22 protein-coding genes and 1 tRNA gene are annotated in these 26,235 nt (G+C 38.8%); 11 read left to right on the top strand and 12 right to left on the bottom strand.

All coding sequences use genetic code 11. The features are described 5' to 3' along the window. The first annotated feature begins 81 nt into the window (after positions 1-81). The 3 genes from ACZZZI_RS07170 to ACZZZI_RS07160 all read left to right on the top strand — a co-directional run bounded on the left by ACZZZI_RS07170 (position 82) and on the right by ACZZZI_RS07160 (position 2,612). On the top strand, positions 82-1,554 hold the full coding sequence (locus ACZZZI_RS07170) for an ArnT family glycosyltransferase (protein ID WP_039474376.1): 1,473 nt from the start codon (positions 82-84) through the stop codon (positions 1,552-1,554). Positions 1,555-1,620: 66 nt separating this feature from the next. Further along, positions 1,621-2,415 (top strand): bestrophin family protein, encoded by a 795-nt coding sequence (locus tag ACZZZI_RS07165; protein ID WP_463489037.1) that lies wholly within the window; start codon positions 1,621-1,623, stop codon positions 2,413-2,415. Positions 2,416-2,447: 32 nt separating this feature from the next. Continuing rightward, complete coding sequence (locus tag ACZZZI_RS07160) at positions 2,448-2,612, top strand: hypothetical protein (protein ID WP_463489036.1); 165 nt, start codon at positions 2,448-2,450, stop codon at positions 2,610-2,612. Between the two features lie 185 nt (positions 2,613-2,797). Here ACZZZI_RS07160 and ACZZZI_RS07155 read toward each other — a convergent pair whose 3' ends face one another. Next, the gene (locus ACZZZI_RS07155) at positions 2,798-2,992 is read right to left on the bottom strand and encodes a hypothetical protein (protein ID WP_463489035.1); all 195 of its coding nucleotides are present in this window, start codon (positions 2,990-2,992) and stop codon (positions 2,798-2,800) included. A 25-nt stretch (positions 2,993-3,017) separates the two neighbouring features. After that, the gene (locus ACZZZI_RS07150; protein ID WP_039474370.1) at positions 3,018-3,404 is read right to left on the bottom strand and encodes a hypothetical protein; all 387 of its coding nucleotides are present in this window, start codon (positions 3,402-3,404) and stop codon (positions 3,018-3,020) included. Positions 3,405-4,067: 663 nt separating this feature from the next. Between ACZZZI_RS07150 and ACZZZI_RS07145 the strand changes: the two genes are divergently transcribed. Then, complete coding sequence (locus ACZZZI_RS07145; protein ID WP_082018553.1) at positions 4,068-6,083, top strand: heavy metal translocating P-type ATPase; 2,016 nt, start codon at positions 4,068-4,070, stop codon at positions 6,081-6,083. A gap of 624 nt (positions 6,084-6,707) precedes the next feature. Here ACZZZI_RS07145 and ACZZZI_RS07140 read toward each other — a convergent pair. From ACZZZI_RS07140 to ACZZZI_RS07125, 4 genes are all read right to left on the bottom strand, one after another. Continuing rightward, positions 6,708-7,934 (bottom strand): hypothetical protein, encoded by a 1,227-nt coding sequence (locus ACZZZI_RS07140; protein ID WP_231491320.1) that lies wholly within the window; start codon positions 7,932-7,934, stop codon positions 6,708-6,710. Further along, the gene (locus ACZZZI_RS07135; protein ID WP_090985871.1) at positions 7,931-8,377 is read right to left on the bottom strand and encodes a QcrA and Rieske domain-containing protein; all 447 of its coding nucleotides are present in this window, start codon (positions 8,375-8,377) and stop codon (positions 7,931-7,933) included. The genes ACZZZI_RS07140 and ACZZZI_RS07135 overlap by 4 nt, the downstream gene beginning before the upstream one ends. 2 nt (positions 8,378-8,379) lie before the next feature. Next, the gene (locus ACZZZI_RS07130; protein WP_463489034.1) at positions 8,380-9,582 is read right to left on the bottom strand and encodes a di-heme oxidoredictase family protein; all 1,203 of its coding nucleotides are present in this window, start codon (positions 9,580-9,582) and stop codon (positions 8,380-8,382) included. A 596-nt stretch (positions 9,583-10,178) separates the two neighbouring features. Further along, a complete protein-coding gene (locus tag ACZZZI_RS07125) occupies positions 10,179-10,397 on the bottom strand; it encodes a hypothetical protein (RefSeq protein ID WP_231491322.1) in 219 nt (72 codons plus the stop codon). Positions 10,398-10,794: 397 nt separating this feature from the next. On the opposite strand from ACZZZI_RS07125, the gene ACZZZI_RS07120 reads away from it, so the two are divergent. Together ACZZZI_RS07120 and ACZZZI_RS07115 are read left to right on the top strand one after the other, a co-directional pair. Continuing rightward, positions 10,795-12,249, top strand: a complete 1,455-nt coding sequence (locus ACZZZI_RS07120) for a recombinase family protein (RefSeq protein ID WP_231491323.1) — start codon at positions 10,795-10,797, stop codon at positions 12,247-12,249. Between the two features lie 17 nt (positions 12,250-12,266). After that, complete coding sequence (locus tag ACZZZI_RS07115) at positions 12,267-12,470, top strand: hypothetical protein (protein ID WP_231491324.1); 204 nt, start codon at positions 12,267-12,269, stop codon at positions 12,468-12,470. 154 nt (positions 12,471-12,624) lie between these two features. Here the strand turns inward: ACZZZI_RS07115 and ACZZZI_RS07110 are convergent. Next, a tRNA-Met gene (locus ACZZZI_RS07110) sits at positions 12,625-12,698 on the bottom strand. A gap of 290 nt (positions 12,699-12,988) precedes the next feature. After that, positions 12,989-13,462: a VOC family protein gene (locus tag ACZZZI_RS07105; protein WP_463489033.1), complete on the bottom strand. Its 474-nt coding sequence runs from the start codon at positions 13,460-13,462 to the stop codon at positions 12,989-12,991. Positions 13,463-13,766: 304 nt separating this feature from the next. Here ACZZZI_RS07105 and ACZZZI_RS07100 point away from each other — a divergent pair, with 304 nt between their 5' ends. The 3 genes from ACZZZI_RS07100 (at position 13,767) to ACZZZI_RS07090 (ending at position 16,967) form a co-directional block, all read left to right on the top strand. Further along, on the top strand, positions 13,767-14,147 hold the full coding sequence (locus ACZZZI_RS07100; RefSeq protein WP_316761967.1) for an START-like domain-containing protein: 381 nt from the start codon (positions 13,767-13,769) through the stop codon (positions 14,145-14,147). Positions 14,148-14,177: 30 nt separating this feature from the next. Next, a complete protein-coding gene (locus tag ACZZZI_RS07095; protein ID WP_344765499.1) occupies positions 14,178-15,605 on the top strand; it encodes an LptF/LptG family permease in 1,428 nt (475 codons plus the stop codon). A gap of 150 nt (positions 15,606-15,755) precedes the next feature. After that, positions 15,756-16,967: a bifunctional 3,4-dihydroxy-2-butanone-4-phosphate synthase/GTP cyclohydrolase II gene (locus ACZZZI_RS07090; protein WP_316761961.1), complete on the top strand. Its 1,212-nt coding sequence runs from the start codon at positions 15,756-15,758 to the stop codon at positions 16,965-16,967. 55 nt (positions 16,968-17,022) lie between these two features. Here ACZZZI_RS07090 and ACZZZI_RS07085 read toward each other — a convergent pair whose 3' ends face one another. Further along, a complete protein-coding gene (locus ACZZZI_RS07085) occupies positions 17,023-21,411 on the bottom strand; it encodes a translocation/assembly module TamB domain-containing protein (RefSeq protein ID WP_463489032.1) in 4,389 nt (1,462 codons plus the stop codon). Positions 21,412-21,527: 116 nt separating this feature from the next. Between ACZZZI_RS07085 and tsaD the strand changes: the two genes are divergently transcribed. Continuing rightward, entirely contained in the window at positions 21,528-22,529 is a 1,002-nt protein-coding gene (gene tsaD / locus ACZZZI_RS07080) for a tRNA (adenosine(37)-N6)-threonylcarbamoyltransferase complex transferase subunit TsaD (RefSeq protein ID WP_463489031.1), read from the top strand. Positions 22,530-22,593: 64 nt separating this feature from the next. Next, positions 22,594-22,797, top strand: a complete 204-nt coding sequence (locus ACZZZI_RS07075; protein ID WP_316761953.1) for a hypothetical protein — start codon at positions 22,594-22,596, stop codon at positions 22,795-22,797. A 71-nt stretch (positions 22,798-22,868) separates the two neighbouring features. Here ACZZZI_RS07075 and recA read toward each other — a convergent pair whose 3' ends face one another. The 3 genes from recA to ACZZZI_RS07060 form a co-directional block, all read right to left on the bottom strand. Then, positions 22,869-23,882 carry a recombinase RecA gene (recA, locus tag ACZZZI_RS07070; RefSeq protein ID WP_056094982.1) on the bottom strand — a complete coding sequence of 338 codons (1,014 nt, stop codon included), beginning with the start codon at positions 23,880-23,882 and terminating at the stop codon, positions 22,869-22,871. A gap of 177 nt (positions 23,883-24,059) precedes the next feature. After that, positions 24,060-24,743: an endonuclease III gene (gene nth / locus ACZZZI_RS07065; protein ID WP_463489030.1), complete on the bottom strand. Its 684-nt coding sequence runs from the start codon at positions 24,741-24,743 to the stop codon at positions 24,060-24,062. Positions 24,744-25,050: 307 nt separating this feature from the next. After that, positions 25,051-26,235 carry an MFS transporter gene (locus tag ACZZZI_RS07060; protein ID WP_463489029.1) on the bottom strand — a complete coding sequence of 395 codons (1,185 nt, stop codon included), beginning with the start codon at positions 26,233-26,235 and terminating at the stop codon, positions 25,051-25,053.

Below are 26,235 nucleotides of genomic sequence, written 5' to 3'. Positions count from 1 at the left end.
GGCCAATATTACTTTTTACATAACTGTTTACCCGAACAGCAGGCCTAATGTTGCCTGCCGTCTAAATCTTTTTTACATGTCATGCGAAAAAACCTAACTGCCGGCCTATCTCCAGCTGTTTTTTATATGCTATGTGCTATCCTGGTCATTCGTGTTATTGCTGTGTTTTCAATGGGACCAATGCCGCAGGATGCGTATTACTTTTTTTATGCCAGCCACCCCAGTCTTTCCTATTTTGACCACCCTCCGGCCATTTCCTGGTTAATCAGGATTTTTACAGAAATTTTTGGCAAAAATCCAACTGCCATTAAGCTCGGGGATTCGGTACTCACCGTTCTTACCTCCATTGCCGTTTTCAATCTGTCACTTCGGTTCTATCCTTCAGGTCAGTCAAAAAAAGTAATTGTGCTATTTTTATCCACCTTAATGGTAAGCATCCTTTCCTTGATTTCCACCCCGGATACCCCGCTGCTTTTCTTCTGGGCACTTGCCCTTTGCAAAATCCATGATGCAGTGTTCAGAAAAAGAAAAATAGACTGGATTTATGCCGGTATACTTATGGGACTCGCTTTTGATAGCAAATATACAGCCGTCTTCCTTCCTGCAGGAATGTTCATTTTCTTATTGTTTTCCTCCTCAAACAGGAAACAACTTCTGACCATATGGCCCTGGCTATCAGTGTTGCTGATGATAATGGTTTCTTCACCGGTGATTATATGGAACTGGAATAACAACTTTGCATCTTTCGCTTTTCAGGGTACAAAACGCATGAATTCTGTTTCTGAACTTCAGTTTAGCCCAAGGTTTATCTTTGGTCTCTTTGGCCATCAACTCGCGCTGCTTATCCCTGTCGCTTTTGCCTTTTTGTTTCGCGCTACTTATCTGATGTTCAGCCTGAAAGAAAAAGGTAGATTCAAGCTTTCTGCAGGGCAGATCTTTTTGCTCGCTTTCTTTCTGCCCATTTTCATGATTTTTCTCTCGCTCTCGCCTTTTTACTGGGTAAAGATTAACTGGATGATGCCGGCTTATATCACAGGCATTATTCTGGTAGGTGGGATAATCCCGGACCGTTGGATAAAGATTCAGCTTATCATTTCACTGATTATCCATGCAGGGCTTTTCGTGGAGATAGTATTCTATCCCGTACCGGTTCGTTCAGATGATACATGGGTAGGATGGGAAGAACTCCATAGGAAATCACAAATCCTTAAAACACAATATAAAGCCGACTTCATCTTTTCTGCTGACAGTTATAAAACATCAGCTGAACTCAATCTCTTAAGCCGGGAATTTATATATGGGCAAAACGTGATCGGCGAGCACGCACTACATTTCAGCTACATTGGAACGGATCTTTCCAAGCTAAAAGGTAAAAACGCAATATTTCTGGATTCAGAGCCATCGTTTAAAAACCTGGCAAGGAAAGCTGGAGATCCACCTGCAATAAATGGCCATTTTACAAGTGTCAGGCAGCTCCGGCCAATTGTAATTTTCAGAAACGGAAGACCGGTAAGAAAATTTCTGGTCTATTTCTGCCAGAATTATATCCCTTGAAGAGTCGGCTAAATCAAATGCCAAACACCAATTAAAATTCTTTTTGCAAAACGAAACAACCATAAAATGAATTTGCAAAGTGAAAGCGGAAACTATATATTTATTTGGATAATAACAAAATATCAATCACTGCACAACGTGCATTTCATGCTAAATAGACAAAATAAGAACATGCTTATAAATAAAAAAATATCAGTGCTATACTTCATTAGGTTAATAAAATGGGATATCATAACAATTGGAATATATGCCATAGTTGCTGGAACGCTCGATCATTATGGTTTCTTCGAACAAATTAAAATCCCTTTGGCGCTTTCTGCCTTTGTGGGTACGACCCTTTCGCTCTTGCTTGCTTTCAGGACCTCGCAGTCTTATGAACGCTGGTGGGAAGCAAGAGTGGTTTGGGGCGCAATAGTGAACGATAGCAGGACACTGATAAGGCAATTGACCCTATTCCTTCCAAAACACAAGGATAGAGCTGATTTACTTGAATCATTTGCGACTCGTCAGGTGATCTGGTGTTTTGCGCTCTCAGAGTCGCTGAGGAAGACTGCTCCTTCTACAAAAGTGAAGAATTATTTTATCAAGCATAATCTCAACAGTGAAAACCAAGCAAATTTATTACTCATCCGCCACAGCTCAGCGCTGGCCTCGGCCAGTGAACGTGGTCAGATGGATCCCAACAAAGTTGTACAAATCGATTCCACCATTGCCCGCCTGTGCGATTCAATGGGAAAATGCGAACGAATTAAAAACACGATCTTTCCACGCTCATATAGTGTACTCATTCATTTTCTGATCTATGTCCTAATGACTATTATGCCTTTTGGACTGGAAGATGAAACACCAGTTGTAGAATAATGTTGATATTTCTCGTTCCGATTCTCTTTATTATGATCGAAAAAACAGCAATCATTATGCAGGATCCATTCGAAAATGTTCCCACCGATACGCCGATGACAGCAATCTGCATGACCATAGAGCGGAATCTGATGGAGATGATAGAACACCCACCGATGGCGCAGCCAAAAGCTGATAACACATACTTTATTATGTAATGGCAATATCAGGAATTTTCTACAGATATTAGATGGTTTATTTTATTGGATACAAAACTGCCAAGGCCCCTATTCAGACAGGGATACTGATAATAGATGAGGTTGATCTTTACAAACCTATTACTTTGATAGTTAATAAGTGGAAAGGAATATCGGCTCGCACATTCCTTTCCAAACTGCCATAATTAACTTTTTTTTGTGTTCTTATGTTCATCATCGTTATGGTGTTCAGCCTCAGAATGGTGTTCTTTCTCTTTGTGATGTTCCATTTCATTCGCATGCTCAGGCCCTTCATGATGCTCTTTGTGGGGGTGATGCTCCTGATGTTCATGGTGTGCCGGATGCTTTTGACTCTCTTTTTTTGAATTTTCTGTGTTCATGACTTTAAATTTTAGTGATTAAAAATTATTTACCAGAGCGCTTGATTTTAGAGGTGTTTTTGAGAAAAAAAGTGTCAGCAAATGCTTTCATCACCCTATCTAACTGGATGGTAGGAAAGTGATGGCTTTTTGTTGATAAGTTTATTGCGTTGAGCTTACGTATACCTTTATTTATTGGTAATTCTAACCTCCATCGGCCAGCCACGAAGACTTTGTTTGTTGGATGACCGTCATCATCGAATAAAGAAAACCCTTTCCAGCTTTTTAATTTTTGAATTGTGTTTGCCAGTAGTACATCAGAGGCCGAAAGCCCGGTTTCCAGGGCTATAGCCAAATTAATATTATCCCTGTAGCAAAATCGTATAGTATGAAGGTATAGGGCAGCCGGAATAACAGTTTCCACATTTTTCATTATAAACTGATGTTTTGTTATTATAAAAACAACAGTGAAGCGAATTAGTTTAAAAAATGTTGATGTATTTTCGTGCGAATGGGAAGACTGCTGCTGACCCTTGGTACTTAATCTATAACCAAAATAGTGCAACGAAAAAGTGTGTCTTCCAATCTGTGAGGCATTGTTACTCACGTTTTATCATGACTTATATAGGAGCGCCGGCAGCTATTTATGTATGGTGAGCGTCAAGTTTGATAATATCGGTATAGCTGTAAAGACTTTCTGTTAATATTGATTATTATTCTCCGGCCTTTTATTTTATTTTTGTGTGAATGTTTCTTTTATCAGTATTTTGAAACCTATGTTCGAAAGTTATTTTGATTTTTGTCTGGTTACACTAAAGTTATTCCGGGCAGGGTAAAAGATAGAAGTAAAATAAAAAACTCCGATAAAATAGATCGCCACAGACTTACATTTTCAATTCCTGGAATGAAGTAAGCCATTGTAGGCCAAAGACGCTGTTTGACAATACCTCTGCCGTACGCTTCTCAGCACCAAGGCTTCGAATCGGATAGGTTGAAACTGAAGATAGACAATGCACAGCACCTTGTTATCAGAGTAATATTTGGCATGATACATGGAGAGGTTTATCACTGAAAAAGTACAATAAAAAATCATATTATGAAGGACTGTTGCGAAAACGATGATATTAAGGCAGAAGCACCGAAAAATAATATTCGGCAAACTGCTCCAGCTTATAAGGCGGAAGCCGGCGCGCTTCATATTAACGAAGATAGCGTTGCGGATCATGATCGCAAAACGGGTGCCGGTGATAAGCCACAATGGCAACAGCATCTTGGACTGCTATCGGGCCTGGCGATATTGATATGCGTTCTGGTGATGGACTATGGATTTAATATTAAACTTTCTAGATGGGTTTCATTAGCCGTCAACAGTATCGCCTATCTTCTCGCTGGATGGGGAGTACTTGTTTTAGCTTTTAGAAAAGCGATAAGGGGGGATATCTTCAATGAGTTTGTGCTGATGAGTGTGGCAACCTTAGGCGCATTCTTTATAGGGGAATATTCCGAAGGTGTTGCTGTAATGGTCTTTTACTCAATTGGTGAATGGTTCCAGGATGCAGCAGTGGACCGTGCGAAAGCAAGCATAAAAGCCCTGCTGGACATAAGGCCCGATAAGGTTACCGTAATCAGAGATGGGAAAGCTGAGCTCGCTGGCTCTGCTGATGTAGAGCTCGGAGATACCATACAGGTGAAAGCTGGTGAAAAAGTTGGATTGGACGGCGAGCTACTCTCAGAAAAAGGATCCTTTAATACCGCTGCATTAACTGGAGAGAGTCGTCCTGACAGTAAATATAAAGGTGAAACCGTGCTGGCAGGAATGATCAATATAAACACCGTCTCAGAGATCAAGGTAACTGCACTGTTCAGGGACAGTAAGCTTAGCAGGATTCTGGAAATGGTACAGGATGCATCCTCAAGAAAGTCGCAGACGCAGCTTTTTATTTCAAAATTTGCAAAGATATATACGCCCATAGTTTTCTTTTTGGCCTTAGCGCTAGCGCTGGTTCCGTATCTGTTTGTTGAAAATTATGTCTTTAATGACTGGCTTTATCGCGCGCTGGTATTTCTGGTGATCAGCTGCCCATGCGCACTTGTCGTATCTATTCCTTTAGGATATTTTGGCGGGATTGGCCTGGCTTCGAAAAATGGGATTCTATTCAAGGGAGGTAACTTTTTGGACGTAATGACCAAGATAGATACCATAGTAATGGATAAGACGGGAACATTGACCAAAGGGGTTTTCAAAGTTCAAAAAATAGTGCCCTCAGGGCTTGCCGAAAAAGATTTAATCAGACTGGCAGCAATTCTGGAAAAGAATTCAACCCATCCCGTTGGACAGGCAATTATTGAATATGCAGGAAAGGACGCAAGCGAGGGCACTGCAACTTCAATTGAAGAAATATCCGGACACGGACTTAAAGGAGTAGTAGATGGAAAGCATGTGCTCGCAGGGAACCTTAAGCTACTAAAAAAATATAAGGTGGATTTTCCAAAGGATGTTGAGGAGATCTTAGATACCATTGTTGTGATCGCGGTGGATGAAAAATATGCCGGTTATATTACTATAGCAGATGAAATAAAAGAAGATGCGGGAGAAGGTGTTAAGCAGATGCAGGCCTTAAATATAAGGACTGTTATGTTGTCCGGCGACAAAAAAGCTGTAGTAGATCAGGTTGCAAACAGACTTAATATTGACTATGCTTTTGGCGATCTTTTGCCTGAAGGAAAAGTAGAAAAGATGGAGGCTTTGATAAAGGAGGGACGCCATATTGCTTTTGTGGGCGACGGGGTAAATGATGCCCCTGTAATTGCCCTGGCCGATGCGGGTATTGCCATGGGTGGGCTTGGAAGTGATGCAGCCATTGAAACGGCTGATATCGTAATACAAAATGACCAGATAACAAAGATTGTTTTAGCTTTGAAGATAGGCAAGCTGACCCGTAACATCGTCTGGCAGAACATTATTTTGGCAATGGCAGTGAAGATCGCCGTGCTCTCTCTTGGGGCCTTCGGTGTTGCGAATCTCTGGGAGGCTGTAATTGCAGATGTGGGTGTAGCTTTCTTAGCTATTCTCAATGCAGTAAGAATACAGCGTAAAGAGATTGGGCAGTAAAAACCTGTAACGCATACGATGTAGAGCAGCTCATGCGGCACTTATTACCATGCAGAGTCCTATTGTGAATCCAAACAGAGCATCGATAACATTATTTTGGCGCCTGATTGAGAGTACCGCCAATGCATACCAAACAGTACGCGACTGATTTTACAGTCCAGAAAATTTGTGTCGATCTAAAAGTTTCCCAAAGTGCGGGTCAAAGGAAACAAATTGCCAGGTCAGTCACCTCCAGAAATGGAATCCGTAGATAGGCTTCTTTGGCACCTTCTAACAAATGGTGGGCAGGGTCAAGAAATATAGCTCTAATTGGGGCATTCCCAATACTCAAATTACTTTATTGCATCCTCATTGGCATCCATTTATTCGTTTAGGTTAAAAATTCCTAGGAAGATAAGAAAAGTTCGCAGTCGGTTTGTTAGCCTGTCTCTGGGTACTCGGCAGCGGTTGCACCCGCTATTGACGCAGGATGGTTTTTCAGTTTTGCTACTCATCCACGAAATCGTGTTTTTGGGACACAAACCGTCCATTCCCTGGGGTTTGTTGATAAATGCTGCCTGCTGTGGCCTCTCAGATATACATCGGGAAATCCTCTTTAGATTCCGGCTAAAATAGATGACAGAATTAAAAATAGGTTGATACACCTAACTGGAATGCTCCGGTTCTGGCAGCCGGGTTTCCAAGAATATCCTTCTGCCACTGTTTTCGGTAGGAAAACCTCAGTACAGTCTGTTGCCTCGGCCTGAAACTGATGCCGGGCATTACGCTGAAAAGCTCATCACCAATATTCCCACCGGTCTCCCTGAATTTCCCTACATTCCAGTCCACATACTCTACCCTGCAGGCTAAACTTACAACAGAATGCTGCCAGCCCAGAATCGTTTTTTTGATCACAGGTTGAACTATATCCATATATCCCCCCATCTGACGGCTCCCGAACTGCTGGGAATAGGTATCGGGAACATCTACCCTGATCCATGCCCACTCAGCGGTGATGAAGGTCTTAAGTTTGGGAAGTGTCGTGTTAAAGTCTATGGCAAAAACATTTAGCCTGCGTTTGTCATCGATAACAATCCCGTCCGACCGCCATTTATTGTAAACACCCCCCATATAGGATAGGCCGAGTTCGCCTATATTGTTCCTGCGTACCGCAACTTTTCCCGTTAGAAGCGGCTGCCCGCTTGCAATTTCTTCAAACCTTTCCGGATTCCTTTTTGAGGCAGCCAGAGAGGTTCTGTTTTCAGGGTTTGCAATAATGGAATCGTCAAAGCTGCTTGTGGCATATAACTCGTAGCCCAGCATCCAGTCACCGCTATAGTTCTTGCCATAAATCCCGAATCCTGCACTGCTCCAGGTTGCAGGCAGCATCTGTGTCATGGCGATCGGACGGTCGGTGAATTCCCATTTAGGACCGTCATGGTTCTGGTTGAATGCACCAATGGGATTCAATATCATTCCACCCCTTAAATTAAGCAAGGGGTGCAATTCCAGATCCAGCGCAGCAAATTCAACCGCTATCTCTTTTTCAGCAGGTTCAAATTCGATCTCGGAAAGGAACTTGATGCGCTTGGAAATGGTTGAGGCTACAAATAGCGTCATTCTTCTGAACTGGAACTGCTGTCCTTCAGAGATCCCCTCTGTACCCTGATACTGCCAGTTGGCCTCCATATATCCGCCCACCGACACCGGAAGTTTTCCCACGGCAATAAAAGGCCGTTCATAAACTGCATCCATGTTGAGTGAGTTTTTTGCGGTATCACTGGGTTTGGCCCTTAAAAGTTTCGGGTCGATCTGGGCAAAAGCCATCTGACCGATACCAATAGATATGATAAGCGTAAAGAGTTTTTTCATACTGCCTTCAGTGAAATTTTGATCCTGGTTTTTTCTATGGTAATGGGGAAAGTTCTTAAGTTTGCTTCTGCCGGACCATTTGTCATTCTGCCCTTATTGTCAAATTCACTTCCATGGGCCGGACATTGAAGCCTGTCTCCGAAAGCCTGGAGCTCGGTTCCCTGGTGGGTGCACTGCATCCATAGTGCAGAATAATTCAGTTCATCATGCCGGTAGATACAGATGGGATATCGGAGCAGGTCATTGCTGACTACAATGTATCTTTTGAACTGGACATTTTTTCCCTGTCTGAGTTCAAAGTCCTTCATTTCTACGACCAGGTTATCCCCTGCAATCTCGCCCGTCGCCGGCACCAGGCTGCTGCATCCACTGATCAACGTGGTGATCCCAAGGCCTCCAAGGCAGGCCATTCCACAGCCTTTTATAAAATCTTTTCTTTTCATTTCTATAGTGATTCTAAAAATCTCAGCATGGCATTTTTTTCTGCCCCAGACAGCTGGTTGAACCTGTTGCGGCTTGCAGATGCCTCTCCTCCATGAAGGGTTACCGCCTCTTCGATGCTTTTTGCCCTTCCGTCATGCAGCAGATGATAAGATCCCCCCTGCGAGTTCATCGAAAGTCCCAATCCCCATAGCGGCGGGGTTCTCCATTCGGAGGTTTTTGCCGATCCTTCCGTATAACCATCGTCCAGCCCAGGCCCCATATCATGGAGCAACAGGTCGGTATAGGGATGGAATTCTTTGTTGGACAGAGCGGCCACCGGAGAAAAACCTGTTTTTAGGGTAGGCTTGTGACAGCCTGAACAGTTAATCTTTTCGAACAGTTTCCTGCCAGTTTCAACTTCCGCATTCCCCGCATCGCGCTGCATGGGTGCTTTTAGCGTCTGTAGATAAAACACCACGTTATTCACTGTAAGTGTGGGGATTTCAGGGTCAATCACCATCCGCGTATAGGCATCCACAGGATCAAAGCTTGAAGTGATCCCGATATCCTGGTTGTAGGCATTCACAGTCTGGTGGAGCAGGTTATATGCTGCCGCCTTTTTTCCAAAACGATGGATATATTTTCCCTTCAGTACAATAGCATTGTTAATCGCCTGAACATATGTGGGAAGTATTGCGTAATTCGGGATACCAGAAATGCCGTCATTATCCAGATCCTGGGGGTCAGCCATAGCTAGTATATCTGCATCAGCTACCAGTTCGAGAAAGCCAAGGCCGGTATTAGCAGGCGGTGTAAATTTTGAAAAGGTGGCCCCTGATGGGATTTGCTCAGGTTTGTATCCGGGAATAGCCCTGTTCTGCAGTTGTGGGCCTCCCTGGTCCAAAAATTTATTGCCTGTTTCATCGGTCTGCCCGAAACGGACCAGCGTAGTAAAAGGATGGCCTTTGCCGTCACCCGCATGGCAGCTTCCACAGCTGGTTGCAACAAAGCCTGGCCCAAGGCCGTTCTCAGGACTAAATATCTCATTGTTGAAGGCCGCGTCTCCCAAAGCGAACCGTCTGAGCTGTTCATAGCTGAGTCCTTCTACCGGGCCATCAAGAATTTCATCCTCTTTTGGAGAAGAAGGGATTATCTTCTCACAGGACACCATTATAGCAACCAGGCTCATAAGTGAAAGCAGGACAATGGGTAATCTTTTCTGCATGTTATCTGATTTTTTGTAAATCTAATAATAAAAATAGAAAAGACTAAAAATAAATTTAGATTTATCTAAATTTATTTTTAGATTGATTTTAACGGTGTCGGAATTATAATGCACGGCTCCCAAAGTGACCTACTTTTTAACATGAGCACGGAATGCAATATTATAAATCGAAACAATAAATCATCTATCACTTTCAAATCAGGAACTTGACCGGATAGGGTATTTTGTTGGCGGATGCTACGGTTTATCCTTTGTAAATAGACGTAATAAGGCAAGGCAATCGTGCCGAGATTCGGAATTTTAAAATTCTTTTTGAATTTTGGTTGAAAAGTTTGGTTTTAGGGCTGGAATACGGTTATCCTAGATAAAAAACAATACTCGGGATATTTGGCCCTTAAAAAAAATAGAAGAGTAAATACCTAAAACCTCGAGGTTATGCCCTTTATCTTTTGGATGAAGCCAAAAAATTAAAACCAAAATTGCTTTTTTAAATTGTGCCCATGGCTTAAAATATATACTAGTCTAAAATATTGATGTTAGAATATCGGATTAGTTATCTTTATTTGGACAAAAAAGTGGCTCCCATCTCCTGGATCCTATTCAATTTTGAATCTGTAAGGGTAGTTATATTCAAGTCTTGTTAAAATATTGACTAATCCTCCATGAAAACCTTGGGGTAACTCTCCATCTTTCTGAAGGTTATAGGTAGAAATAGTAAGTGTGAAACCATTCATGGCAATATCTATCTTCGCTGGGTCTTGCTTTTTGTGGATGTTTCCATGCTTGAAAAGGTTTTTCGCTAGGGTAAGTAACATCAATGGTATGAGTCTGTATTCTCGGGCAGCTTTAGAGTGAGTGAATTCTACTAAAACCCTCTCCTTAAATCTTAATTTATAAATCCTGATAAGGGATTCTAATTGCAATATTTCCTCAATACGAAATGGCTGTTGATTGATGTGACTTGAATTAACCGCAAATCGGATTAGTCCAGAAAGATCAATTACCGCCCGAGCTGCACTAGCTGGGCATTTCGGCAAAAATGGCCAGCCGTTCCGCGTTCAAACTGTCACCCCATTTCGCTTTAAATTCACTACTGAATTGGTTGGTCAAAGCTACCGAAATCTCTAGATATAGCCTATAGTTCAAAATTTTCAAAAAATGAATATTCTTGGCTTTTGATCGTTAAATACACATACATAAATCTTGAATGTTATGAAATCAGCTTATCTATATGTTCGTGTAAGTACTGACGAACAAAAAAGAAGAGGCTACTCACTCCCAGAACAGGAAGATCGATTGATAAAATACTGCGAATCGAACAACATCTATGTAAAGGGAATCTGTAGGGAGGACTACTCTGCAAAAGACTTCAATAGACCAGAATGGAAAAAGCTAGTTTCCGAATTGAGAAAAGGCAGGGGAAAAGAAGAAAATAATATCATTTTCATCAAATGGGATAGGTTCAGCCGTAATATCCAGTATGCCTACGAGATGCTGGGCATTCTCAGAAAGCTCAATGTGTCGGCAATGGCCATAGATCAGCAAATAGACCTATCCGTTCCAGAGAGTTCTGTAATGTTGGCCATCTACCTCTCAGTCCCAGAGGCGGAAAACACGAGACGTGCGATGAATACCTTAAATGGTATTAGAAAGGCTAAGGAAATGGGCAGGTATCCTAATAAAGCTCCCGTGGGATATGTGAACATGTCATCATTGGACGGTCGTAAGATTATAGTTCCCAAACAGCCGGAAGATAGCATCATACGATGGGTTTTTAAGCAACTCGCAAAAAATATCTATAAAATAGGTTATTTAAGTGAAATGGCACTGAACAAAGGCTTGAGAAGTACGACTTCAAATTTTTCCAAACTTATCCGTAACCCAGTTTATTGTGGCCTGATTCCGCTTAAGCTAGGAAATGGGGAGATTGTTATGATAAAAGGAATACATGAGCCACTGATACCCGAAGCCCTTTTTTACGAGGTGCAGGATGTCATCAATACCAAAAGAAAGGTTAGTACGATAAGGACCGATTTCAGATCCACTTTTTTTCTTACGGGTTTTCTGATCTGTCCGCTATGCGGCAAGAGGCTTACGGGAAGTTTTTCCCAAGGCAATACTCGAAAATATGCCTATTATCATTGCCGCCAAGGGTGTAGGGCAAGGGTAAGGGCGGATAAGCTAAATGACAGCTATAGGAACCAGCTCCAGAAATTACAGTTATCGGAAATGGTAGGTGATCTATTCGTCGCTATTCTTGCAGACTGGAATGTTGATACGCAAAAGACAGGATTTCTTTACGAAAGACAAGCACTTCGGCGTCAGTTAGTCGAGCAGGAGACAATGCTATCCAGAGCGAGGAAACTGTTTGTAGAGAACATATTGAAATACGACGACTATAGCGAAATGAAAAATGAATTTCGAAGGATTACTGGGGTTATAAAGAAAGAGCTGTCTGACGTTGCCATCAAACTAAAGACAATCGAAGAGCAACGGCGGCTTGGCTTCCGGACTTCGATAGATGTATTTCGGGGCTTTGATAATCTCGATACAGCGGATAAAAAGCAATTGGTCAGCTTATTTCCTCCAGTTGGAATAGACTTGAATAAAAGCGAGGTGTCTTTAGGCCATGATGTTGCGCTTTCGAAGGTAGTGGTTTATAAATAGCATAATGGGGAAATCAGATGGATTTTATAGACAGAAAGGTTTCGGGAAGTAATGCCATTGCGTTGCTTGCCAAAAATGGAATAGAGGTTGATGATGAAGAGGCTGCGGTAATACTGAGTTTTTTATACCTCATTGCCAAGATCCATAACAGAAAATTGGTACTGGAGGATGTTGAGATCGGTAAGGAAAAGTCGAACACGTCAAATAGTTACCTGGCGTAGCCTTAATACGTTTTTTTAGGCCCAAATTTGTTTTGGTATAGGTTAGCTGGTTGGAAAATGTCGAACCGGTAATGGGAGGGGTACAACTAATTGTTGTATAGTGGTTTATGGGTATAAAAAAAGGAAACAACGTAGATATGCTGTTTCCTTAAGGTAGCGGGGAGCAGGATCGAACTGCCGACCTCAGGGTTATGAATCCTGCGCTCTAACCATCTGAGCTACCCCGCCGGGTAATATCTACTTATAAATGTAAATATTGGTATGGTTATTTTTTCGAGTTGCAAATATAGAATAAATTACCTTTCTGAAGAAAAATAAAATAAAATTTATGTAACCTTTTGTAAATCTAATGATTATGGGAATGACTAGGGCGGTTTTTTCAGTTTACCTGAAAATTATAGTGTTATATATGCTGTTGCCTAATACAATTCAGCGATAATTAACTGCCGTTGCATTAATTCGATCAGGCATGAGGCTGTAAATTTGCTTATTATCCAAAACTAAACACTTTGCCTTATCTAATCTTTAGGTTCCCAAAGTTCAATTTTGTTGCCTTCCATGTCTAGGATATGTACAAATTTTCCGTAATCATAAGTTTCTATTTTATCAACAACGGTTACACCATCTCTTTTTAATTCAACAACCAGCGCTTCCAAGTCAGCCACTCGGTAGTTAATCATAAAATCTTTTGCAGAGGGTTCGAAATATTTTGTTGTTTCGGCAAACGGAGTCCATTGTGTAGAACCTTTTTTAGTTGAGTCTGTTGTTGATGCACCCCATTCAAAAGTCGCACCGTAATCGTTTGTGTTTAGCCCAAGATGATTTTTGTACCATTCTCTAATTTTCTTAGGGTCTTTGCATTTAAAGAAAATGCCACCAATACCAGTTACTTTTTCCTTTATTACTTGTTTTTTGTTTAGGATAGAGTTGGATGCGAAACCAAATCCAAATGATATCGCCAATGCTAAAACTATTAATATCTTTTTGATCATCTGCTGGGTGTTTTATTTTATTAATCTAAGATAAATAAGTTTTTACGGCTTTTCATTTACAGTCCAGGTTGCTTGTTCAGCAAATTCGTTTTTTGCTATAAAGCCTTCTTTGTCATTTTTTGAGGAAGATAGCTGCTCCAATATACACTAAGCAGTCGAATAATTTTCAATAAACAAGTGTTAAACCTACTTGTATCGCAAAAAAAGCAGATGAAAATTATATTGTTGCAGATGTAGAATAAATTACCTTTCTTTAGAAAAATAATATTAAAAATAGTCCGGATTTATTCTGGTTTGTACTAATATGGCTGATAAGAAAAAATTTACATTAGAGTACGAAGTTAGATCGTCACCAAGAATATTATATAGCTTTATAAGTGAGCCAAACGGCTTATCACAATGGTTTGCCGATGATGTAAATTTTCGCGACCAGGTTTACACCTTTACATGGGATGATGAGCAGCAAAAGGCAAAACTTGTTTCTATAAAAGAAAATAAACTGGTTAAGTTTAAATGGCTGGATGATGAACCGCAATGCTATTTCGAGATGGAAATTGTGCAGGACGAACTAACCAATGATGTTGCCTTAGCCATAACCGATTTCGCAACCGATGATTTGCTGGCAGAAAAGAAATTAATTTGGGATAATCAGATCGATTATCTGATCAGCGTTTTAGGTGCATAATATTTATTCTGCTTTGTTTACCTTTGTAGGGTGAAAAAGATCCATATTCTAATAATTAAAACATTCATCAGGCCCTTTATTACTACTTTTTTTGTAGTGATGTTTATCCTCTTAATGTTTTTCCTTTTTAAATATGTTGATGATCTTATTGGGAAGGGCTTTGAATGGTACACCATCCTGGAGCTTATGTATTATCAATCGATGGTACAAATATCGATGGCATTGCCCCTTTCCGTACTGCTTTCTTCCATCATGACCTTTGGTACTCTTGGTGAAAACTACGAACTGGTTGCTATAAAATCTGCCGGTATTTCGCTCCAAAAAGCCATGCGTCCGCTTATCGTACTAATTCTAATGTTAACGGTAAGCTCATTCGTTTTCTCCAATTATATTCTGCCGAAGGCGAACCTTAAGTTTTATTCGCTGATGTTTGATGTTAGGAACAAAAAACTGGCATTTTTAATTAAACCAGGTGTCTTTAACAATAGTATTCCCGATTATTCTATCCGTGTTGATAGTAAAGATGAAGATGGGAAAATGTACGGAATTATGATTTATGATCATAAAGGTACCAACGGTATTCCTAAGGTTATTCTTGCTAAAGAAGGCGAGATGAAGAAATCGAAAGATGGAGTTTACTTAGTATTTAACCTTAAAAACGGAGTAACTTACGAAGAGCAATCTAATAGCAATGGGGTTTACAATCCGAGGCAGATCTTATCCAGAACCAGATTTAAAGAAACCGAGCCTAAGTTCGATATGAAATCTTTCGATTTGCAGAAGACAGATCAGAATGCCTTTGGTAATAGTACGGTAATGCTTAATTTAAAAGGAATTGTTAAGAAACGCGATTCGCTGACTAAGCAAATGGATACCCTTAACCGTAATACCGCCAGAACACTTGGTAATAATTTTAAACAGAATAATCTTGCAGCAGGCTACACCAAGTTAAAAGTTGTTCCTAAAAAGATCGATAATGTTATGCTCAAAAGCATTCCAAATGGTTCAAGATTGGCTAGTATTCAAAATGCCTCAAATACAGTTTCAGTAATCACACAGAGTTTATCTAACGGTGCACCGCGACAGGAAGATCTGAATGGTGAAATTATTTTTACCAGTGTAGAATATCAACGCAAGTTTACTTTAGCCGCATCGTGTATTTTATTGTTTTTCATCGGGGCGCCACTTGGTGCAATTATTAGAAAAGGGGGGATGGGTTTGCCTGTTGTAATTGCCATCTGTTTCTTCCTAATCTACCATATTGTTACCACTGTGGCCGAAAAATCAGCCAGAGAAGGTTCAATTAATCCAGTTTTTGGTATGTGGATTGCTTTTATCCTGTTAACGCCACTTGCTGTATTTCTTACCTATAAAGCCACAGTAGATTCGGCCTTATTTGATGTAAATTACTACAAGCAGTTTTTTATCAAACTTTTCAAAATTAAGCAAAGATCTTAGGCTATATTTCCTTTACTTCTAAATGATATATTCTTAATTATATTCTTTAATAAGGTTGTACATTTGTATATAATTAATGGCGAATAATATAGGCTTAGCATATTGTTTTGAAAGCTTTTAGCCGTTAAATAATATTGTACTTTACATAAAATGCAAACAAAATTAAATACCATACAAGAGGCTATTGAGGATATCAAAGCCGGTAAAGTTATTATCGTTGTTGATGATGAAGACAGAGAGAATGAAGGCGATTTTTTAACTGCTGCAGAAAATGCTACACCCGAAGTAATCAATTTCATGGCAACTTACGGTCGTGGTTTAATCTGTGCCCCTTTAACTGAAGAACGTTGTGATGAACTAAACCTGGATTTAATGGTTGGTAAAAATACAGCCGCTTACGAAACTAATTTTACAGTTTCTGTCGATTTAGTTGGGCATGGTTGTACAACGGGCATTTCAGCAAGCGATCGTTCTAAAACAATGCTTGCCTTGGTTAATCCAAATACAAACCCCGATGAATTAGGCAGACCTGGACATATTTTTCCTTTAAGAGCAAAAGATGGTGGCGTAATTAGAAGAGCAGGCCATACAGAGGCTGCGGTTGATTTAGCCAGACTGGCAGGAATGAAACCAGCAGGACTTTTAGTCGAAATCTTAAAAGAAGATGGCGAAATGGCTCGCTTACCTGATTTGTTTAAAATAGCAGAACAACACCAGCTTAAAATTATTTCTATCGAAGATTTAATTGCTTATCGGTTGGGCATTGATAGCCTGGTAAAACAGGAAGTTACCATTGACTTGCCAACTGCATGGGGCGATTTTAAAATGACGGCTTATACCCAGCTTGATAATAATGCAACACACCTGGCCATTTCTAAAGGTGAGTGGAAGGAAGGAGAGCCTATTCTTGCTCGTGTTCACAGCTCTTGTGTAACAGGTGATATTTTTGGCTCTTGCCGCTGCGATTGCGGACCTCAACTACATAAAGCCCTTGAAATGATTGAAAAGGAAGGCAAAGGTGTTGTAGTTTACATGAATCAGGAAGGTCGTGGTATTGGACTAATCAACAAACTACGTTCTTATAATTTACAAGATGCAGGTTTTGATACCGTTGAAGCGAATATTAAATTGGGCTTTAAGGGCGATGAACGCGATTACGGTGTTGGTGCTCAGATTTTAAGATCGCAAGGGGTAACCAAAATGCGCTTAATGAGTAACAACCCTACAAAACGTGCAGGCTTAGTTGGCTATGGTTTAGAAATTGTAGAAAACATTCCGATCGAAATTGAAAGTAACGTACATAATGAGCGTTATTTAAAAACCAAAAGAGATAAAATGGGTCACTCCATTATGAAAGGTTAAAAATATGATCTGTTACCAGTAATCGGCTTTATAATCGATTACTGGTAACAGAAAATTATCTTCTCTGATTATTTTTACTCTGATTAATAATGGCTTCTTTATTAATCGATTTATTAGTTTTAACAGGTTGTTCTGCCTGTTTCTTTCTCAGGTTTCTCCGATAAGCACCTGTAAGTTTCTGAAGAAATTCTTTAAACGTATCAAACTGTTGCGTGTACACCAATCCGATTGAGGTTACATTGGCTGTTGCACTTATGCCGCTATTTAAGAAAATACTTTGTTGGGTTGGTGGTTTGTTGGCCAGTTTACCTGTTAAACTTCCATCTTTTTTAATCAGGAATAAAGCTTCAACCTCACTACCTACATTTCGGTCTGCAAAATCAATAACGGTGAAGTCATTTAAGCTGTTTCTATCAACAATCCCTGCATTAACAATTAAGCGGTCGTTAAAGAATTTAAACGAAGCATTTGCCTCACTCAGCGATTTTACATTTAAATCGACAAAGTTTAAGTTTAATGATGATAGGACATTATTAAACTGATTAAACACCAATTCGGTTGCCGTACTCGATACGCTCGAGCTCAATTGTTTTCCGATAGATTCACCACCATTTCCAGGAGCAAAACTTCTTCTGATAATTAAACTAAAGGCCTGTAAATTCAGGTTATTCTGATCACTAAAATAAGTTTGCAACTCTTCTTTAATGGCAGGCTGGGCAGGGAAATTAATATCCAGTTTAATATCTGGTTGTAATAATAAACCAGTTAAACCCATTTCAACCTCGGTATTTACCCTTTGGTTTGCATTACTACTTGCATCTCTGTTCGCAGCTTTATACAACTCGTTTAAGTTCGCTCTCAGCGCATAAACCGCTTTTAAGTTTATTTGCGCTGCGGTCGGGTTACCTGTCCAGCGGATGGTGCCGCCTTGCCTGATTTCGAACTTCTTATTAATAACCTCTTGAGCCGTAAAGTCGAAACTTCCCGTTTCGATAATATAATCGCCCGACATTTCGAAATCGCCTAAACTGTTAATGTTCAGATTTAATTCTGCATTACCTTTTCCACTTAGGTTGCCCAGGGTGGTAAAAATATTTGCTGTCGTATTAGGATCTATTGTTAATTTAAAGGTTAATGTTAAACCGTCGAAAGTGGTAGCTTTTTTAACAACCTTAGCCGAGTCTAAACTAATAAAGTTAATGAAATCGTTATCAGAAACCGTTTCAGAGCTATTTAAAGGTAAATTGAATACCGTTCCTTTTTCTGTTTTGGCCTTAATATCAATCTTCATCTTACTTGTCGGGCCCTTAAAGCTAAATTTACCCGTACCATAAGCTTTACCAAAATAAACCGAGTTATCCTTGTTGGTGGTATTCAAGGCCATTAAGCTTTCTGCGTTAACGGTAACGTCTAAAGTTGGATCATCAATATTGTTTAAATCTACCGAGCCATTAGCTGTAGCTTCGTGTCCTTCAAGGTCATTTAACTTAAAGTCATCCAGACTAATTACACTATTTTCTACATTTACCTCATCGGTGATTACATAAGTGGTCTTGAGATAATTAACCATTACTTGTGCCTTATCTAGCGAAAGTGTACCGTTTATCTTTGGGTTATCGAATTTGCCTTTTACAGTTAAGTCTGATGATACATTTCCCTTTAAATTGGAAACAAGTTGCTTCACAAATGGCTCAAAAATGGTCAGTTTACTCTCATCCATTTTAACATTTAAATCGATTTCTTTTTCTTTAAGATCTAAATTACCAGTTAACTTAAATGTTTCGGAGTCATCGGCCATAATGCGTGTATAAACATTAATCCGATTTTTTTCACTATTAAAAGATGAGGTATCGGTAAGCGTACCAATGTATATATCATTAAAATTTAACGAATCGATTTTTACATCATCAATTACCCTGGGCACTTTTAAAATCCCATATAAGTCGGTTTTTCCGTTAACATTTCCTGCCAGCTTAACACCCGAGCCTTTTGTAAAGGGGTTAATTGTTTTTAAATTGAAATCTTTAAATCCAACCTGAAGCAAATCCTTTGGATCTTCAGAAATTAATCCATTAACGGTAATTTGCTGATTGCCATTTTCCAAATCGAAGTTCTTGATTTCGGTTTTGCCATTATTTAAAATGATACGTACCTTCTCCTCAATCCGCCATTCTTCGTTGTTAATTTTTAGTATGGATGGTAAAACACTCAATCTTGCCGTAGTGTCCTGGTTTTTGGTAAATTCAACCAAACCATTTAAATCGAGCTGATTGGCTTCATCAGAATTAGACATTTTTAAGTTGAAGGCCAAACTATCATTTCGTAGGATGTTGGATATATTCACATCCTTAATAAATAAGCTATCGTTAAGCTGTACCCGATCGGAAGTTATGTTTAACTGAAGTTGTTGCGGAGTAGTGTTTTCATCGACAATGATATTATTTACCACAACACCCTGATATTTTAGGTTTTTAATAAAGCCATTTAATGTAGCCGTATTATTTCTCGAATCGAAATTCCCGATGAAATTTGCCCCTTCATTAATCTCCAAGCCTGGTGAAATTAACTGGGCAAGCGGCTCGAATTTTTTAATTTTTAAATTGAATTCAAAAATCTGTTCATTGTATTTTATAATCTTGGTTTGGAAAGACGGAATATAAGTTTTAGCGATTGCTTTGTAATAAGAACCAATAGAATTTAGGTCGTACTTCCCGTTAATACTGGCATCCAGAATATCTGATTTGATGGTTAAATTTCTGGCAACGCCTGTTCCGTTTGCGCTAAGCTCTACCGAATCTATACTATAGGTGCCTTTAGGGTTTCTTAAGGTAATTTCTTGTATCCGCAACCTGCCCTCGATGTTATTCAGGTTTGTTCCCGAAAAATTAGTGTTAAACTTCGCATCAACCATTAACGAATCTTTTAAAAGATTTAAGGCTTTTAATCGGGCACCAGTAATCGTTGCATTAAAATTAAATACAGGTAATTTAGGATTTAGGTTTACTCCACCATCAAAAATCAGTTTAATGTTTTTATCGTTTATACTTAATTTCCCATCAAAATATTTTTTATCGAAAGTTCCATCAACCTTAACATTTCTGTAACGGTAATTGTTAAAATCTATGTATTCCACATCGCCGCTCAGTTTTTCTGAAAGGTGTTTAAGTTCTGTGCCGCGGCCTTTAACATTTAATGATGATGTTATACGTCCTAAACTTTTTTCATCCAGTAAATTACCTAGATTAAAATCGAAAGTTTTTACACTGCCGGTATAGGAAGGCACATCGTTTTTATCAATTTTCATGTTCACATCAGAAACGATTCTGCCCAGCTTGGTTTTGAATTCACCATAGGCAATAAAATCGTTTTGAAAACCAGTAAAACTTCCGTTGAAGTTAATATTGCCGAATTTATCGACAATGGATGGAATTAATTTTTTCTTACTTCCTGTTATTCCACCTAAAACTTCATCCAAATCTCTTTTGTTGGTTCCAGCCATTTCGATTTTTAAATCCATAAAGGTTTCTTTCCATTTCGGAAGTCCTTTTAATATGAAATCGCCTTTTATGTAGGTTGCTTTACCAGATTTTATGGAGAGTTTTTTAGCTCTCAGGTTATTAACCAAACCAGTTATTTGACCATCTACATCAACATCCAGCTTCATCTCATTCATTTCTGGCGCAAAAAATGCAACATCTCTCGATGTAATGTGGCTATCCTTGAAAATCGCTTTCATCCTAACATTATCAATGTAGTGGTTAAAATCTTTAAAAGATTTAAACTTCATTTGAAAATAATTCGTCAGCCTACTTTGATTGGTTAGCAGTAATAGGTTTTTAAGTTCGATCGCGTTCGAATCTACGGTTGTTTCAGCAGTAAGATTTTTTAAGTAAAAACCACTTCTCTCCCTTAGCGTTAGGTTTTTAATATTAGTTTTAAGTAAGTGGTCTTTAAAATCAAAGCCTTCAAAAATTCCGCTTAATTCTCTAACGTCAACATTTTCGAAATTTACACTTTTGCCTTGTAAAGAATCTTTTGCTTTGTAATTTCTGTATTTAAAATTTAGCTTGTTGATAATGATTCTTCCAAAATCCAATTTGTAAGGCTTTTTAGTTGGATCTTTTACAGTAGGCTTACCAGAATCGAAATAATTTATAATGAAATCGAGATTAGAAGAATTATCTTTGAGATCTTTTAAGAAAAAGGTTCCATTATTAAGTTGTATGGTATTAATATCAATTATCTTTTTGTCGATAGAAAATTGATTAATATCAACCATTAGCGTCGGAGCGTTTAACAATGTATCTTTTTGAAGATCCATTACCAGTAACTCTTCAAGCACGATGGATTTGAAAGGCTTAATATAAAGACTCTTAATTGAAACCGTAGTATGAAGCTCCTTTGATAAATAAGCAGCGGCTTTTTTTGCAAAAAAAGTTTGCACAGACTTAAATTGCAGTGAAAAAACAAGTAGCGCAAGCAGCAAAAGTATTGATGCAATTACCCAAAGGAGTATTTTAAATAGTTTTTTAATAATTTTGCAGCTTAAATAAAAATAATTTGTCTGTTATACTTGCTATCGAGTCTTCTTGCGATGATACATCTGTCGCTATTTGTAACAACGGCAAAATTACGGCCAATGTTATTGCAAACCAAACAATTCATGAAAATTATGGTGGTGTAATCCCTGAATTAGCTTCAAGGGTACATCAGCAAAATATTGTTCCAGCTGTAGCGCAAGCTTTAAAAAATGCAGGTGTCACAAAACAGGACATAAATGCAGTCGCTTTTACACGCGGGCCAGGTTTATTGGGTTCACTTTTGGTTGGGGTTTCTTTTGCTAAATCTTTTGCACTAGCATTAAATATACCGTTAATTTCTGTCAATCATATGCATGCGCATATTTTAGCGCATTTCATTGATGAACCTAAACCTAACTTTCCTTTTCTCTGCTTAACCGTATCTGGAGGACATACACAGATCGTTTTGGTTAAGGATTATTTCGATATGGAAATTGTTGGCGAAACGTTAGATGATGCAGCAGGAGAGGCGTTTGATAAAACGGCTAAAATCCTTCAGTTACCTTATCCTGGCGGACCTTTAATTGATAAGCATGCCCAATTGGGTAATCCAAAAGCTTTTAAATTTGCAGAGCCACAAATTGCCGATCTAAATTTTAGTTTTAGTGGCTTTAAAACTTCTATTCTTTATTTTATTAGAAAACAGGAAAAGGAAAATCCAGATTTTATTGCCGAAAATTTAGCGGATATTTGTGCCTCCGTTCAGTTTAGCATTATTCAGATTTTGATGAATAAGTTAAAGAAAGCAGCAAAAATGTATAATATTAATGAAGTTGCAATTGCTGGCGGTGTTTCTGCGAATTCTGGATTAAGAAATACTTTGCAGCAAACCGCAGATGAATTGGGTTGGAAGGTTTACATTCCTGCTTTTCAATATTGTACAGATAATGCAGGAATGATTGCGATTGCAGGCTATCAAAAATATTTGAAGCAGGATTTTGTAGGACAGGAAGTTTCGCCATTGGCGAGAATGGAATTTTAATTTGCTTAACGATCGAATTGGTTAAGCAGCTAATTGTTTATTAATAATATTAGATTTTTTATATATGACAGGTGCATCGTTAATATTTTGGATAGTTTGTGCAATTCCCTTAATCGGAATTTTATATTATCTCATCAGAAAAGATAAAAACAAATTGAAAGGAAGCTGGGGCGTAATTATTCTTGGCGCTTTGCTTATTGCAGCGATATTGGTAATTGTATATGTAACTAAAGATTTTAACGCCATTTTCAGTCAGGATACAAACTAAATCCAAATGGATTTTAAACAAGAATGGCCGTGATGATTATCACGGCCATTCTTGTTTAACTATAATAGAAACTATTTTTCTTCTAATTTATCGCCAGTTACTTCGGCTTTAATTTTAATTTCTAATTCTTCAGCTAATTCTGGGTTATCACTTAAAAGTTGTTTAACCGCATCTCTACCTTGTCCAAGTTTAGTATCTCCGTAAGAGTACCAAGAACCTGCTTTTTTGATAATACCAAAATCAACACCTAAATCTACAATCTCACCGTTTTTAGAAATCCCTTCACCAAACATTACATCAAACTCTGCAATACGGAAAGGTGGTGCAACTTTATTCTTAACGATTTTAACTTTAACACGGTTACCAGAAACTTCGTCAGAATCTTTAATTTGCGAAATACGACGAATGTCTAAACGAACTGAAGCATAAAACTTCAATGCATTACCACCAGTTGTAGTTTCTGGGTTACCGAACATTACACCAATTTTATCACGTAACTGGTTAATAAAGATACAGCAACAGCCAGTTTTAGAAATTGTACCTGTTAATTTACGTAACGCCTGACTCATTAAACGGGCATGTAAACCCATTTTGCTATCACCCATTTCGCCTTCAATTTCACTTTTAGGTACCAAAGCAGCAACAGAGTCAATTACAATTACATCAATTGCTCCAGAACGGATTAAGTTGTCCGCAATCTCTAAAGCTTGCTCGCCGTTATCGGGTTGAGAAATTAATAGGTTATCGGTATCAACACCTAATTTTTTAGCGTAAAACTGATCAAAAGCGTGTTCTGCATCTATAAATGCAGCAATACCGCCTTTTTTCTGTGCTTCGGCGATAATATGTGTTGCTAAAGTTGTTTTACCAGAAGATTCAGGACCATAAATTTCGATTACACGACCTTTTGGAATCCCACCAATACCTAAAGCAATATCTAAACTAATTGAACCAGTAGAAATAAAATCAATCGGTTCAATAGCGGTATCGCCAAGTTTCATTATGGTGCCTTTACCATAAGATTTTTCTAATTTATCTAGAGTTAATTGTAGGGCTTTTAATTTATCAGGATTTGCGCTTGCCATTTTTTTGTTATTTGATTCCGTAAATATAATTGAATAGTCGGCTAATATGCTCGGATGTTAATAAGTTATAATGCTAAAATATTTAGCTAAGTTAAATGTTTTTTGGCTAATGTCAATAGTAAAGTAAAAATAATTTTTTACAGTGCAGTTATCGGTTTAGGGTTGCCTGTTATGCGCTTATAGATCAATACGCGAAATATTTAATTTTTCAGCTTTCAGTTTTTTCAGGTTGTTTTTTTCAAAATACCTACACATATAGGTAATTTCGCAAATATCGCATTTGGGGCTTCGGGCCACGCAAACATAGCGGCCATGCAAGATTAACCAATGGTGGGCAATGTGTATATCTTGTTCAGGAAGGTTTTTAACCAGGTCTTTTTCAACCGCCAAAGGAGTTTTCCCATTGGTTAACCCTAAACGATTGGCAACCCTGAAAACATGTGTATCAACAGCCATCGCAGGCGCATTGTAAATTACCGATGCAATAACATTTGCTGTTTTACGGCCAACACCAGGCATTTTCTGTAAGTCGTCAATCCCCGATGGCACAACATCGTTAAATTCATGGAGTAAAATATTAGCCATACCAACCAAATGTTTGGCTTTATTGTTTGGATAGCTTATGCTTCTTATGTAATCGAAAACAATATCAGGTGTTGCTTCAGCCAAAGCTTTTGCATTTGGAAAACGCTGAAAAAGGGCAGGTGTAACCATATTTACTCTTTTGTCGGTACATTGTGCCGAAAGGATTACTGATACCAAAAGCTGGTAAGGATTATTATAGTGTAACTCGGTTTCAGCATCGGGTTGCTTGGCCGAAAAATGTTCTACAAAAAGTTTATAGCGTTCTTTTTTAAGCATGGGCAAATATAAGTAGTTAGATTAAAACATGGTTTCTACTTTGAAATTACTTTAGAACTTGTGAAACTAAATCTGAAAACTATTTAACATGGAATGCATATAGCATGTTCAGTCATGTTATACTTATCCTCTGTCGCATCCGTAGCCAATGTAAAACTGGAGATACTTAAAGATAAGTCCGTATTTTATGGGTAAAACATGGACTTACTATGGACTTGATATGGATTTGCACTAAGGATATTATAGAGAAAGACTTTCTTACAATAAGCTTAGATTAGACGAAAGCTACTAGGAAGAACTCCAATTATTAATGAAAAGATGTTACGGGAATTTTCTCGCCAACTTCGACGGTTTGATTGCTTTTGATTAACCAAAATGCAAAGAAAGCCCCGATCAATGCCATAGCAGCACCAACATAGGCTGGTGAAGTATAATCAAAACCATAAACCAATGGCAGGCCGCCAAAAAATGCGCCCAAGGCATTGCCGATATTAAAACTCGCCTGACTTGCGGATGCGGCTAACATTTCTGATCCTTTGGCTGATTGAATCATTAACATTTGAATTGGTGCGGCCAGAGAGAATGAAACTGCGCCAGTAACAAAAGTCATTATTAAGGCTAAAATCTGGTTATCGGATACGAAGTGTACGATAATTAAGGTAATTACCATGGTCACCAGCAGCGTAGCCGAAGCTTTAGCTGGCGAATATTTGTCTGCCAGGATTCCGCCGAGGTAATTTCCAGCCATCATACCTAAACCCGCGAGCATTAATATGTAAGTTACTGCATTCGGTGAAAAGCCAGCAACTTCTGTCATTAGCGGAGCAATGTAACTGTACCAGGTAAATAAGCCGCCTGTACCAATCGATATCATGAAGATAATAATCCAGGCTTCGCGCTTCTTAAAAAAACTTAATTCGCTTTTCAAATCGCGATTTTTTGCAGCCTGTAAAGCTGGCAGCCATAATTTTAAACTTAATAATGTGATTAAACCAACAGCAACTACAACGGCAAACGAAATTCGCCAAGAGAAGTTATGGCCAATAAATGTACCTAAAGGAACGCCTACGATATTAGCAATGGTTAAACCCATAAACATTAACGAAACCGCCTGAGCAGCTTTTCCTTTTGCTGCAATGCGACTGGCAACTACCGAACCAACGCCAAAAAAGGCACCGTGGGGTAAGCCAGAAAGTAATCTTGCAATAAATAAGGTATCGAAGGTTGGCGCAAATGCAGAAAAGGCATTAAAAACGGTAAACATTACCATTAAGGCTATTAATATTTTCTTAGGTGGGTATTTTCCAGCTATCATAATTAATAACGGTGCGCCAATTACAACGCCTAAGGCGTAAGCAGAAATTAAATGACCTGCTTTTGGGATGCTTATATGTAAATCTTTGGCAATATCTGGAAGTAAGCCCATCATAACAAATTCTGTTATGCCAATGCCCAAACCGCCCAAGGTTAATGGAATTAAATTCTTATTCAT

The organism is Pedobacter sp. AC190, from assembly GCF_979258025.1.
Note: the sequence above shows the minus strand (reverse complement) of the source record. Positions and strands in the feature narration are given on the sequence as shown.